Below are 11,842 nucleotides of genomic sequence, written 5' to 3'. Positions count from 1 at the left end.
TGATGTCCCGCGACTTTCGCCTTGATCGCGTTCCCGTCGACGTTCTCGCTTACGAGCTTGCCGAAGAGAGAGCGAGTGCGCTCGGCCGGATGGGTCGCGCGCTGGAACAGGCCCTCACCAAGCTGCGCGAGTTCGATGCCGCGCATCCGCGCGATGATGCATCAGCGCCGGCGCAACGGGCACGGCGCACCCTGGTGCGGGAAGCCGGCCATGCGCTCTGGATGTTCGTGGTGCAGCGGGAGGCGTGCGGGCTGCGCAACAACCGGATGCTGATGCGCGACTACAACGTTCCCGGCGAGGTGCAGCTCAGCATGGGTCCGATGCTCGCTGCATCGTCCGCATCGCCATAAAAAAATGCGCGGGCCGCCTTAGGTGGAGGCCTGCCCGCGCATTGAATTCGCGGGTGCTGAATTCAGCACCCGATCAGGAAATTTGTGTCAGTGGACGCTGACGGCTTGCAGCTCGTTGCTCCAGGCGTTGGCGATCGCGGCTTCGCGGCTGTCGGTGAGCATCATCGGCGTGCCGTCCGCGGCATGCAGTGCGAACAGCTTGAGGCCGGGCGCGATTTTCGGCGCCTGCGGAAAGAGATCGGGCACGTCCTCGGAACGGACCTGCTTCACATAGGCGATATGGCCCTCGCCCAGATGAGCCAGCGCTTCCGGCGTGACGTTGCTGGATTCGATGGTGGTGGTACTCATGTCACTCATGGTCTCGACTCCTCAGCGAGATAAGCGGTCGAGTCCGCTCCTTGTTTCTATTATTCGTGCTCATTGATAGCGATTGTCTTAATGACCCGTTCAGGTTCCGGCCTGGCCAGGTCAATCGACAACAACCCGTTCTTCAGATCCGCGCCCAGCACCTGCATCCCCTCCGCCAGCACGAAGGTGCGCTGGAAGTGGCGCGCGGCAATGCCGCGATGGATGTATTGCCGCGCCTTGTCGTCCTGCTGGCGGCCGCGGATGACGAGCTGATTTTCCTCAATAGTTACATCGAGTTGGTCGCGGGTGAAGCCCGCCACTGCCAACGTGATGCGGAGCCGCTCAGGCTGCCCGTTGGTACGGTCGCACCGCTCGATGTTGTAGGGAGGATAGCCGTCAGCGCCCTTCACGACGCGGTCGAGCGCACGCTCGATCTCGTCGAATCCCAGAAGGAACGGACTGGACAACGATGGAACACGAGACATTACAAAGTCCTCTCGAAGCGACTTTGAGGGGCCCTTGCGGCGCCCCATGCAACCGGTGGGCCGTCTGGCCTCCGGTCAGTGAGGGATATGGGGGCGATCTGGATAGCGTTCAAGCAGCCCCGAAACCAGCCTAAACGCCCGCAACATGAGGGCAAATTCTTCTCGATCGGTTACCCGGCGACGCGCTTCCGGCCATCAGCGGTAAAAAGATGCAGTTTGTCGCGTGGGGCGACCGCCCGGATCCGCTCGCCGATCGCGGGGCCGGTGGCGCCGGGAACCCGGACGATGACCTCGCCCGGCGGCAGCTCGCCCGGATTGGCGGCAACCCCCTGCTCCTCGCGCTGGCGGCTGCCATAAACAAAAGTCTCGGCGCCGACATGCTCGATCGCCTCGACCGTCAGGCCGAGCGCGACGCCCCCTGACACGGTCTCGCTGGAGATCACGAAATCCTCCGGCCGGATCCCGACGATCCCTGCGCCATCGGCGCCGGCGATCTGGGACGTCAGCTCGTCCGAGCGCAGCGGCATCAGGTTCATCGGCGGCGCGCCGATGAAGGAGGCGACGAAGGTGGTCGCCGGCCGCTGGTAGATATCCAGCGGATTGCCGATCTGCTCGACCTGGCCGCCATTCATGACCACGAGGATGTCGGCGAGCGTCATCGCCTCGAGCTGGTCGTGGGTGACGTAGATCGACGTGGTGTTGAGCCGGCGCTGCAGCTTGCGGATCTCGACCCGCATCGCGATGCGCAGCTTGGCGTCGAGATTCGACAACGGCTCGTCGAACAGGAACACCTTCGGCTGGCGCACGATGGCGCGGCCCATCGCGACGCGCTGGCGCTGGCCGCCGGAAAGCTGGCGCGGCTTGCGCTCCAGCATCGGCGACAGCTCGAGCACGCGCGCGGCTTCCTCGACGCGGGTCTTGACCTCGGCCTCCGCCATGCCGCGGTTGCGCAGGCCGTAGGCCATGTTGTTGTAGACGCTCATATGCGGATAGAGCGCGTAGTTCTGGAACACCATCGCGATGTCGCGATCGGCGGGCTCGACCTGATTGACGACGCGGCCGCCGATATCGATCTCGCCGCCGGTGATGGTCTCGAGCCCGGCGACCATGCGCAGCAGCGTCGACTTGCCGCAGCCGGAAGGGCCGACCAGCACGCAGAACTGGCCGTCGCCGACGTCGACATCGACGCCCTTGATGGCCTCGAAGCCGCCGGGATAGGTCTTGCGGACGCTGCGCAGCGTGACGTTAGCCATTACTTTTCCGTCTCCACCAATCCGCGCACGAACAGTTTCTGCATCACGACGACGACGAACACCGGCGGCAGCATCGCGAGCAGCGCGGTCGCCATCACGACCGGCCATTCGGTCAGCGCGTCGGTCGTGGTGATCATCTTGCGGATGCCGACCTGGATGGTCTGCATGTCGTCGCGCGTGGTGATCAACAGCGGCCAGAGATATTGATTCCAGCCGAGGATGAAGAGGATCACGAACAGCGCGGCCATGTTGGTGCGCGACAGCGGCAGCAGCGTATCCCAGAAGAAGCGGAACGGGCCCGCGCCGTCGATGCGCGAGGCTTCCAGCAATTCATCCGGCACCGTCATGAAGAACTGCCGGAACAGCAGCGTCGCGGTGGCGGACGCGATCAGCGGCAGCGACAGGCCGGCGTAACTATCGAGCAGATGCAGATCGGCGACGATCTTGTAGGTTGGATAGATGCGCACCTCGACCGGCAGCATCAGGGTGATGAAGATGATCCAGAAGATCGCCATCCGGAACGGAAACCGGAAATAGACGATCGCATAGGCCGAGATGATCGAGATCGCGATCTTGCCGACCGCGATCAGGAGCGCCATGACCAGCGAGTTCAGCATCATGTTCAGCACCGGCTCGCGGGTCGAGCCGCTCGTGCCGACAAACAGCGTCTGGTAGTAGGTCTCGATGAAATGGCCGCCGGGCAACAGCGACATCTGGCCGTTGGCGATGACGGCGTTGTCCTGGGTCGAGGCGACGATCGCGAGATAAACCGGGAAGGCAACGATCGCGATCCCGATCCACAGGATGACGTGAGCCAGATAGCGCTGGAAGCCCTCTTCCTCGACCATCAGTAGGTCACCTTGCGCTCGACGAAGCGGAACTGGATGCCGGTCAGCACGACCACGATGACCATCAGGATGACCGATTGCGCCGCCGAGGAGCCGAGATTGCCGCCGAGCAGGCCATCCGTATAGACCTTGTAGACCAGCGTTTCGGTCGCCTTGCCGGGGCCGCCGCGGGTCATGGTGTCGATGATGCCGAAGGTGTCGAAGAAGGCGTAGACGATGTTGATGACCAGGAGGAAGAAGATGGTCGGCGACAGCAGCGGGAAGATCACGGTCCAGAACCGCCGCATCGGGCGCGCGCCGTCGATCGCGGCGGCCTCGATCACGCTCTTCGGGATGCTCTGCAGCCCTGCGAGGAAGAACAGGAAATTGTAGGAGATCTGCTTCCACGCCGCGGCGAGGATGATCAGGGCCGCAGCCTGGTCGCCGTCGAGCAGCGGATTCCAGTCAACGCCCATCGCGCGCAGATAGCGCGACAGCACGCCGAGCGAAGGGTGCAGCATGAACACCCAGAGCACGCCGACGACAGGCGGGGCCACCGCGTAGGGCCAGATGAGAAGCGTGCGGTAGAGCGTCGAGCCGCGCAACGGCTTGTCCGCCATCACCGCGAGCAGCAGCGCAAACGACAGCGAGGACACCGCGATCGCGAACGAGAACGCGAAGGTGCGGATGATGGCGGCGAAATAGGCCGGCTCCTTGAACAGCTCGAGATAGTTCTCGAACCACACGAAGCTGGTCGACAGGCCGAAGGCGTCCTGCAGCAGGAAGGACTGGATCACCGCCTGTGCGGCCGGCCAGTAGAAAAAGATCAGCACGATCGCGAGTTGCGGGGCAACCAGCGCGTAAGGCAACAGCTTTGATTGGAAAATCGCTTGCTTTTGCATGATCTCTAACGAAATGGCAGGCCGCTTGTCGCGGCCTGCCGGTTGATGGGCTCAAACCATCATGTCAGTGGACGGCGGTCTTTTCAAACTGCCGCAGCATCTGGTTGCCGCGCTCGACGGCCGAGTCCAGCGCCTGCTTGGCGGTCTTCTTGCCGGCCAGCGCCTGCTCGATTTCCTCCGACCACATGTCGCGCAGCTGCACCATGTTGCCGAGGCGCAGGCCGCGGGAATTCTCGGTCGGCTCCTTGTTGGTGAGCTCGAGCAGCGGGGTCTCGAGATAGGGCTGGTCCTTGTAGAAGCCCTCTTCCTTGGCCTTGGCATAGGCCGCCTTGGTGATCGGCAGATAGCCCGAGGCCTTGTGGATCCAGACCTGGCGGTCGGTGTCCGAGAGGAAGGTCAGGAACTTGGCCACGCCCTTGTATTCCTCGGCCGACTTGCCGCCCATCACCCACAGCGAGGCGCCGCCGATGATCGAGTTCTGCGGCGCGCCCTTGACGTCGGGATAATACGGCATCGGGGCGGCGGTGAAGTTGAACTTGGCCTGCGCCTTGACGTTGCCGAAGAACGCCGACGAGGTCAGGTAGATCGGGCACTCGCCCGAGGTGAAGCGGCCTTCGCCGGTGTTGGTGCGGCCGGCATAGTCGTAGGTCTTGTCCTTCTGCAGCTCGACCAGGTTCTCGAGATGCTTGACCTGCAGCGGGCCGTTGAATTCGAGCACGGTGTCGAAGCCGTCGAGGCCGTTGGCCTTGCTGGCGAGCGGCACGTTGTGCCAGGCCGACAGCTGCTCGAGATTGACCCAGGTGACCCACGAGCCGGAGAAGCCGCAAGTATTGTAGCCGGCCGCCTTCAGCTTCTTGGCGTCCTCGAACACCTGCGGCCAGGTCTTCGGGATCTCCGCGATGTTGGCCTTCTTCAGCGCGTCGAGATTGACCCACATCACCGTCGACGACGAGTTGAAGGGGAACGACAGCATCTCGCCCTTCGAGGTCGAGTAGTAGCCGGTGATCGCGGGCAGATAGACGCTCGGATCGAACTTCTCGCCGGCGTCGGCCATCAGCTTGTAGACCGGTTTGACGGCGCCGGTCGCGGCCATCATCGTCGCGGTGCCGACCTCGAACACCTGCATGATGTGCGGCGCGTTGCCGGCGCGGAAGGCGGCGATGCCGGCATTCATGGTGTCGGCGTAGCCGCCCTTGTAGGTCGGGATCACCTTGTAGTCGGATTGCGAGGCGTTGAAGTCGTTGGCCAGCTTGACGATGACGTCATTGTTGGCGCCGGTCATCGCGTGCCACCACTGAATCTCGGTCACCGCAAATGCAGGCGACGCGAATGCGAGCGTAGCAGCGGCTACAGCAGCAGCGCCGAGTCGTCGGAAAATCATCAAAAGCCCCTCCCGGTTGGAACGTCATCTTTCGTTGCGCGCGTTATCAGCGCCGGATGACGTTCAAATGACCGTATAAACGAAAGCCATGGTAGGGGGGAAGCCGAAGCGAAGGGAAGCGGTAAAAAAGGCGGAGATCGCAGCCGGCTCCGTGCGGTGCAACGCCGGACTCGACGTTGCACCGCAGGGTGGTGTGCTTTCTGGCGCTTGGCCTAGCGCTTGCGCTGGGGACCGCAGACCACGCCCTTGTCGAGGAGGCCGTTGATCTCGTCCCTGGAGTAGCCGAACTCGCCGAGCACCTCCGCAGCGTGCTGGCTGAACTTCGGCGGCGTGCGGCGCAGGCTCGGCTTGGTGCGGTCGAGGCGGATCGGCGAGGCGACGCCCTTGTACCAGTCCTTCTCGATGACGTCGCCGCGATGGATGGTGTGCGGGTTGGTCAGCGCCTGGTCGATCTTCTGCACCGGGCCGGCCGGCAGGCCGGCGGCGAGCAACCGGTTGCACAGCGGTTCGGCCTCATGCTGGCTGAACACCGCGGCCAGCTCGACCCGCAGCGCATCGCGGTTTGCGATGCGGTCCTTGTTGCGGGCGAAGCGCGGATCGGTGCCGAGCTCCGGCTTGCCGATCTCCTTGGCGAGCTTGCGGAAGGTGCCGTCATTGCCGACGCCGATGAAGATGTTGTCGGTCTTGGTCGGGAAGATCGCGTAAGGCACGAGGTTCGGATGCTCGTTGCCGGTCAGTGACGGCGGCTTGCCATGCATGAAATAGTTCGCGGTGTGCGGATGCATGATCGCAAGCCCGGTCTCGTATAGCGTGGTCTCGAGGAACTGGCCGAGCCCCGAGCGCTGCCGCTCCGACAGCGCCATCAGGATGCCGATCGCGGCATAGAGACCGGTGGTGATGTCGACCAGCGGCACGCCGATGCGCATCGGGCCGCTCTCCGGCGAGCCGGTGGCCGCGATCATGCCGGTCATCGCCTGGATGATCGCGTCATAGCCCGGATTGCCGCCGCGCGGGCCGTCGGCGCCGAAGCCGGAGATCCGGCAATGCACGAGGCGCGGAAACTTCGCGCGCAGCACGTCGTTGCCGATGCCCCATTTGTCGAGCGTGCCCGGCTTGAAATTCTCGATCAGCACGTCGGCCGTCTCGAGCATCTTCATCAGCACCACGCGTCCGCCTTCGGAGGCGAGGTCGAGGCCGATCGAGCGCTTGTTGCGGTTGATGCCGACGAAATAGGCCGCGTCTTCGTCGTGGAAGGGAGGGCCCCAGTCGCGCACCTCGTCGCCGGCGGGCGGCTCGACCTTGATCACGTCGGCGCCGTGGTCGGCGAGGATCTGGGTGCAATACGGGCCGCCGAGCACGCGCGTCAGATCGATTACGCGCAGTCCGGTCATCGCGCCCGTTGCCGCTGGGGTATTCATGGAAGCAACCTTCGCTCAGTTGGGATCGAAAACGAGGGTCCCAGAGCTAACGGTGTTCGGGCGAGGCCGCAATGCTCTCATCGGCGCAGGCCCATGCAGCAGGCGGTGCGTGCGTTCGCCAAGCGAACTGGAAAGGGCGAACTGGCATCTCGAATGCAAACGAAATAGTCCGCCACGCGGGAAGGCGTGGCGGACCATTGGCGAGAGCAGAATTAGACGACGCTCAGCTTGACGTCGACATTGCCGCGGGTCGCGTTGGAATAGGGGCACACATGGTGGGCCTTCTCGACCAGCGCTTCGGCGTCGGCGCGGGACAGGCCGGGCAGCGAGACGGCGAGGTCGACGGCGAGGCCGAAGCCGCCTTCCGAGCGCGGGCCGATGCCGACCGTCGAGGTCACCGAAGCATCGGCGGGAACCTTGGGGCCGCCCTGCGAGGCCACGAACTTCATCGCGCCGATGAAGCAGGCGGCATAGCCGGCCGCGAACAGCTGCTCCGGATTGTTGCCGGCGCCACCGCCGCCGCCGAGCTCCTTCGGGGTGGTGAGCTTGACGTCGAGCGCGCCGTCGAGCGTTGCCGCATGGCCGTCACGGCCGCCGGTTGCCTTGGCGCTGGTCTTGTAGAGCACGTTCACAGACATCGCAGTCTCCCTTGGTTGGGGTTTGGGTTTGAATTCGACGGTCTATGCATTGCACTCAATTGAATTGTGCGCAATATAAATTATGCGGCCTCACATTTAATTGTTCGCAATTGAATTCGCGGTCCCGTGAGCCCAGAATGGCCCGGAAACGAGATGGATTCGATGGGAATCATGGTCAGGAAACAGACGGCGGCGGATCAGGCGCTGCGGCTCGATAACCAGATCTGCTTTGCGGTCTATTCGACCGCGCACGCCTTCAACCGCGTCTACAAGCCGTTGCTCGACCGGCTCGGGCTGACCTATCCGCAGTATCTCGTGATGCTGGCGCTGTGGGAACGCGACGACGTGCCGGTGAAGGATCTCGGCGAGCGGCTGTTCCTGGATTCCGGCACGCTGACGCCACTCTTGAAGCGGCTGGAAGCAGCCGAACTGATCAAGCGGACCCGCAGCACCGAGGACGAGCGCGTGGTGCTGATCGCGCTGACGCCGCAGGGCCACGCGCTGCGCGAAAAGGCCAAGGCCGTCCCGCAATCGATCCTCGCGGCCTCGGACTGCACGGTTGGCGAACTGCTGGCGATGAAGGACGAGATCGTGGCGCTGCGCGACCGGTTGAATGCGGTGCTGGGGGAGTAGGGGGGCGCGGTGGCTAGAGGCGCTTCTTCGCGAAGGCGCGGCCAGACGCTGACTTCAGGTACTTTTCAAACGCGACGGCTTGTTTCTCATCGCTGAAGGCGACGTAGGTCTTGAGCCGCCAAGGTCCGTACTTCGAGGTATGCGGCACTTCGCCAGCATTGTGTTTCGCCAATCTGGCGCGCAGATCGTCAGTAAGCCCGACGTAGAAATGCAGGCCGTCGAGGCTTTCGAGAATGTAGACGTATTTCATGAGGCTCCCCGAGCAGCGGATAGGGAGCATGCTAACGCATTTGGATTCTGTGAGAGCCCGGCCTCGCCCTGCGGGCTACGCCGAGGCAGCCTTCGCTCACTTCGCTGCGAGGGACTTCCCCAGGCTTGCCGAGCCGTAGCTCGCGAAGCGAGCGAAGGCTGGTGGAGCCAGGCGGGATCGAACCGCCGACCTCTTGCATGCCATGCAAGCGCTCTCCCAGCTGAGCTATGGCCCCTTATCCAGTTGGGACGATCCTGGGGGATCAGTCCCGGTCCGCGCGGCCTAGACGACTCGCGCGGCAGCACCGTTGATCATAGATCGGCGCCGATCTCAAGTCTCTTCTATCAAGTCTCTTCGTCGCCGCCGACGTCACCGATGATGTCGGTCACGTCCTCATCGCCCTCTTCCTCGTCGGCGATGAAGGTCGAATCGTCGTCGTCATCGTCGTCGATAGTCTCATCGACCTCGATATCGTCCTCGGATTCGGGAACCTGGGCCTTGACCTTGCCGGTGTTCTCCTCGGCATCGGCCTCCTCGAGCGAGACCATTTCTTCGGCCTCGGCGGGCTCCGGCATGTCGGCCGCGGTCGCAGGCGAATTGACGGTGGCGCCGCGGCCCCGCGCGGGGGCGATGGGCGCAATCGGCACGACCTCACCGGTGTAGGGCGAAATCACCGGATTCTTGTTGAGGTCGTAGAACTTCTTGCCCGTGGTCGGGCAAATGCGCTTGGTTCCGAGCTCGGACTTGGCCAACGTGGTCATCCCAGAATTTTGCTGAAAAACGGTGCTTCACTTGGCTAGTTGAGCAGCCGCTGTCAATAGCGGTTTGCGCGCAAGTGACGGGCGCGTGACGCGGTGTTGCCTATGTGATACCTGCCGCGGCGCGAGAGGACACAATCTTGGCCCATTCTGACACCCCAACCCCGCTGGAATCACGCGCATGCGGCCCGCTGGCCGGCAAGGTCCGCGTTCCCGGCGATAAATCGATTTCCCACCGTGCCCTGATCCTGGGAGCACTTTCGGTCGGCGAAACCCGGATTTCCGGCCTTCTGGAGGGCGAGGACGTCCTCAACACCGCCAAATCCATGCGCGCGCTGGGCGCCAAGGTGGAGCGGACGGCGCCGTTTACCTGGTCGGTCGCGGGCGTCGGGGTCGGCGGTTTCGCCCAGCCCGCAGCCCCGCTCGATTTCGGCAATTCCGGCACCGGCTGCCGGCTGGTGATGGGTGCGGTCGCTGGCTGCCCGATCGCGGCCATTTTCGACGGCGACGCCTCGCTGCGGTCGCGCCCGATGCGCCGGATTCTCGACCCCCTCGAGCTGATGGGCGCCCGGACCAGCGACATCGGGGAGGGCGGCAGGCTGCCGCTGACGCTGCACGGTGCCCGCTATCCGGTGCCGATCGTCTACAAGACCCCGGTTGCCTCGGCCCAGATCAAGTCCGCCGTGCTGCTCGCGGGCCTGTCCGCGCCCGGCGTCACCACTGTGATCGAGCAGGAGGCGAGCCGCGACCACACCGAGCTGATGCTGAAGCATTTCGGCGCCGAGATCTCCACGGACAAGGAAGGCAGCCACGGCCGCAGGATCACGCTGAACGGCGAGCCCGAGCTGCACGGCGCCAACGTCGTGGTGCCCGCCGATCCGTCCTCGGCGTCGTTCCCGATCGTGGCGGCGCTGATCGTCGGAGGATCCGACGTCGTGTTCTCCGATGTGATGACCAATCCGCTGCGTACCGGCCTGTTCACGACGCTGCGCGAAATGGGCGCCTCGATCGAGGAGAGCGATGTGCGCGGCGATGCCGGCGAGCCGATGGCGCAGCTCCGCGTCCGTGCCTCGAAGCTGAAAGGCGTCGAGGTGCCGCCGGAGCGCGCGCCGTCGATGATCGACGAATATCTGGTGCTGGCGGTTGCGGCTGCGTTTGCCGAAGGCACCACGATCATGCGCGGCCTGCAGGAGCTGCGCGTCAAGGAATCCGATCGTCTCGAAGCCACCGCGGACATGCTGCGCGTCAACGGCGTCAAGGTCGAGGTTTCCGGCGACGATCTGATCGTCGAGGGCCGCGGCCATGTTCCGGGCGGCGGCCTTGTCGCCACCCATATGGATCATCGCATCGCGATGTCGGCATTGGTGATGGGCTGTGCTTCGGACCGGCCGGTGAAGATCGACGACACAGCCTTCATCGCCACAAGTTTCCCGGATTTCATTCCGATGATGCGCGCGCTCGGAGCTGATTTCGGATGATCATCGCCATCGACGGACCCGCCGCCTCCGGCAAGGGCACGCTCGGCAAGCGGCTCGCCCACCACTACGGCTATCGCCATCTCGACACTGGCGTGATCTACCGTGCGGTGGCCTACGCGATGATGGCGCAGGGCGCCGATCTCAACGACGAGGCGCTGGCGGTTGCCGTCGCGCTTGAGCTCGATCCCGAGAAATTCGGCAATCCGATCCTGAAGACCCAGAAGGTCGGCGAAGGCGCCTCGGTCGTCTCGGCCTTTCCAAAAGTGCGCGAGGCGCTGGTCAACTTCCAGCGTCAATTCGCCGCCGGTCCGCCCGGTGCGGTGCTGGATGGGCGCGACATTGGCACGGTGATCTGCCCGGATGCCGACGTGAAGATCTTCGTGGTCGCCGACCCCCGCGTGCGGGCGCGGCGGCGCACCCTGGAGGCCCGCGCCCGTGGCGAGGACGCCGACGAGGAAGCGGTGCTCGCCGACATCCTCAAGCGCGACGAGCGGGACAAGAACCGCACCGTTGCGCCGTTGCGGCCGGCCGCGGACGCCCACACGCTGGACAATTCCAATCTCGACATCGAGGCCGGCGTCCGCGCCGCCATCGCCATCGTTGAGGCGGCCCGCGCCCGGCGCTGATCCGGCAAGGTTGGACAACAAAAAGCGCGATGACCGTGGTCATCGCGCCCCTAGCCGGCGAGCGGCGGCTCGATCGATCAGTCCTTCGACCAGTAGCGATCGAACGGCAGTTCCTGCTCAGCCATGGTCAGCAGCGGCTGCGCCGCCTGGGCGGCAGCCTCGTGTCCGGCCGGTACGGCGCCGGGTATCGCGGCGACGGCATTTCCAAACGTCAGGACGGCAAAAGCCGCCAGCACCATAAAGCTTTTCATTGGTAATCCCCTGTTTCTAACGGTGTCATCGTAAGGGGCAGACCGCTTAAAGGCGGGTTCCAGCCATGCCCGCCGGCATCGCATTTCGCGTGATGCGGTCAACAAGGCGTTGCAGCGCTGTGCGGGCGCGATCAGCCTTAAGCGCCCGTAAATCGGGCGTTTCCGGCTTGCCCAAAATGGCCGCCGGGGCTATATCAGCGCCGTTCGGAGCACCATCGACCCTGTCGAGGCCGTGTCCGAGTGG

15 protein-coding genes and 1 tRNA gene are annotated in these 11,842 nt (G+C 64.3%); 4 read left to right on the top strand and 12 right to left on the bottom strand.

Annotation, left to right across the window (positions count from 1 at the left end; translation table 11 throughout):
* The first annotated feature begins 2 nt into the window (after positions 1 to 2).
* On the top strand, positions 3 to 350 hold the full coding sequence (locus QMZ05_RS10485; protein ID WP_353700687.1) for a DUF6665 family protein: 348 nt from the start codon (positions 3 to 5) through the stop codon (positions 348 to 350).
* Positions 351 to 437: 87 nt separating this feature from the next.
* Here QMZ05_RS10485 and QMZ05_RS10480 read toward each other — a convergent pair whose 3' ends face one another.
* The 8 genes from QMZ05_RS10480 to QMZ05_RS10445 form a co-directional block, all read right to left on the bottom strand.
* On the bottom strand, positions 438 to 707 hold the full coding sequence (locus tag QMZ05_RS10480; RefSeq protein WP_050424105.1) for a DUF1150 domain-containing protein: 270 nt from the start codon (positions 705 to 707) through the stop codon (positions 438 to 440).
* A 50-nt stretch (positions 708 to 757) separates the two neighbouring features.
* Positions 758 to 1,183: an Hsp20 family protein gene (locus QMZ05_RS10475; RefSeq protein WP_021082592.1), complete on the bottom strand. Its 426-nt coding sequence runs from the start codon at positions 1,181 to 1,183 to the stop codon at positions 758 to 760.
* 170 nt (positions 1,184 to 1,353) lie between these two features.
* On the bottom strand, positions 1,354 to 2,436 hold the full coding sequence (locus QMZ05_RS10470; RefSeq protein ID WP_353700686.1) for a sn-glycerol-3-phosphate import ATP-binding protein UgpC: 1,083 nt from the start codon (positions 2,434 to 2,436) through the stop codon (positions 1,354 to 1,356).
* On the bottom strand, positions 2,436 to 3,284 hold the full coding sequence (gene ugpE / locus QMZ05_RS10465) for a sn-glycerol-3-phosphate ABC transporter permease UgpE (RefSeq protein WP_353700685.1): 849 nt from the start codon (positions 3,282 to 3,284) through the stop codon (positions 2,436 to 2,438). Before ugpE ends, QMZ05_RS10470 begins: the two co-directional genes overlap by 1 nt.
* Positions 3,284 to 4,165 (bottom strand): sn-glycerol-3-phosphate ABC transporter permease UgpA, encoded by an 882-nt coding sequence (ugpA, locus tag QMZ05_RS10460; protein WP_146986266.1) that lies wholly within the window; start codon positions 4,163 to 4,165, stop codon positions 3,284 to 3,286. The genes ugpE and ugpA overlap by 1 nt, the downstream gene beginning before the upstream one ends.
* Before the next feature lie 64 nt (positions 4,166 to 4,229).
* Positions 4,230 to 5,546: a sn-glycerol-3-phosphate ABC transporter substrate-binding protein UgpB gene (ugpB, locus tag QMZ05_RS10455; RefSeq protein ID WP_050424109.1), complete on the bottom strand. Its 1,317-nt coding sequence runs from the start codon at positions 5,544 to 5,546 to the stop codon at positions 4,230 to 4,232.
* A 212-nt stretch (positions 5,547 to 5,758) separates the two neighbouring features.
* A complete protein-coding gene (locus tag QMZ05_RS10450) occupies positions 5,759 to 6,964 on the bottom strand; it encodes a CaiB/BaiF CoA-transferase family protein (protein WP_353700684.1) in 1,206 nt (401 codons plus the stop codon).
* Positions 6,965 to 7,176: 212 nt separating this feature from the next.
* Positions 7,177 to 7,602: an organic hydroperoxide resistance protein gene (locus tag QMZ05_RS10445; RefSeq protein WP_076863571.1), complete on the bottom strand. Its 426-nt coding sequence runs from the start codon at positions 7,600 to 7,602 to the stop codon at positions 7,177 to 7,179.
* Between the two features lie 171 nt (positions 7,603 to 7,773).
* On the opposite strand from QMZ05_RS10445, the gene QMZ05_RS10440 reads away from it, so the two are divergent.
* Complete coding sequence (locus QMZ05_RS10440) at positions 7,774 to 8,235, top strand: MarR family transcriptional regulator (RefSeq protein ID WP_353700720.1); 462 nt, start codon at positions 7,774 to 7,776, stop codon at positions 8,233 to 8,235.
* A gap of 13 nt (positions 8,236 to 8,248) precedes the next feature.
* Here QMZ05_RS10440 and QMZ05_RS10435 read toward each other — a convergent pair whose 3' ends face one another.
* The 3 genes from QMZ05_RS10435 to QMZ05_RS10425 form a co-directional block, all read right to left on the bottom strand.
* Positions 8,249 to 8,485 carry a GIY-YIG nuclease family protein gene (locus QMZ05_RS10435; protein ID WP_353700683.1) on the bottom strand — a complete coding sequence of 79 codons (237 nt, stop codon included), beginning with the start codon at positions 8,483 to 8,485 and terminating at the stop codon, positions 8,249 to 8,251.
* Between the two features lie 159 nt (positions 8,486 to 8,644).
* Positions 8,645 to 8,720, bottom strand: a tRNA-Ala gene (locus tag QMZ05_RS10430).
* 109 nt (positions 8,721 to 8,829) lie between these two features.
* Positions 8,830 to 9,237, bottom strand: coding sequence for a TIGR02300 family protein (locus QMZ05_RS10425; protein ID WP_074131087.1), 408 nt, complete (start codon positions 9,235 to 9,237; stop codon positions 8,830 to 8,832).
* Positions 9,238 to 9,383: 146 nt separating this feature from the next.
* Here QMZ05_RS10425 and aroA point away from each other — a divergent pair, with 146 nt between their 5' ends.
* Together aroA and cmk are read left to right on the top strand one after the other, a co-directional pair.
* Entirely contained in the window at positions 9,384 to 10,721 is a 1,338-nt protein-coding gene (gene aroA / locus QMZ05_RS10420) for a 3-phosphoshikimate 1-carboxyvinyltransferase (protein ID WP_353700682.1), read from the top strand.
* Complete coding sequence (gene cmk / locus QMZ05_RS10415; RefSeq protein ID WP_353700681.1) at positions 10,718 to 11,347, top strand: (d)CMP kinase; 630 nt, start codon at positions 10,718 to 10,720, stop codon at positions 11,345 to 11,347. Before aroA ends, cmk begins: the two co-directional genes overlap by 4 nt.
* Positions 11,348 to 11,424: 77 nt before the next feature.
* Here cmk and QMZ05_RS10410 read toward each other — a convergent pair whose 3' ends face one another.
* Positions 11,425 to 11,598, bottom strand: coding sequence for a hypothetical protein (locus tag QMZ05_RS10410; RefSeq protein ID WP_353700680.1), 174 nt, complete (start codon positions 11,596 to 11,598; stop codon positions 11,425 to 11,427).
* Positions 11,599 to 11,842: the final 244 nt, after the last annotated feature.

Origin of the sequence: Bradyrhizobium sp. INPA03-11B (genome assembly GCF_040446015.1) — a bacterium.
Lineage (GTDB): Bacteria > Pseudomonadota > Alphaproteobacteria > Rhizobiales > Xanthobacteraceae > Bradyrhizobium > Bradyrhizobium macuxiense_A.
The sequence above is the reverse complement of the archived record's forward strand: the minus strand, read 5'-3'. Positions and strand labels throughout refer to the sequence as shown.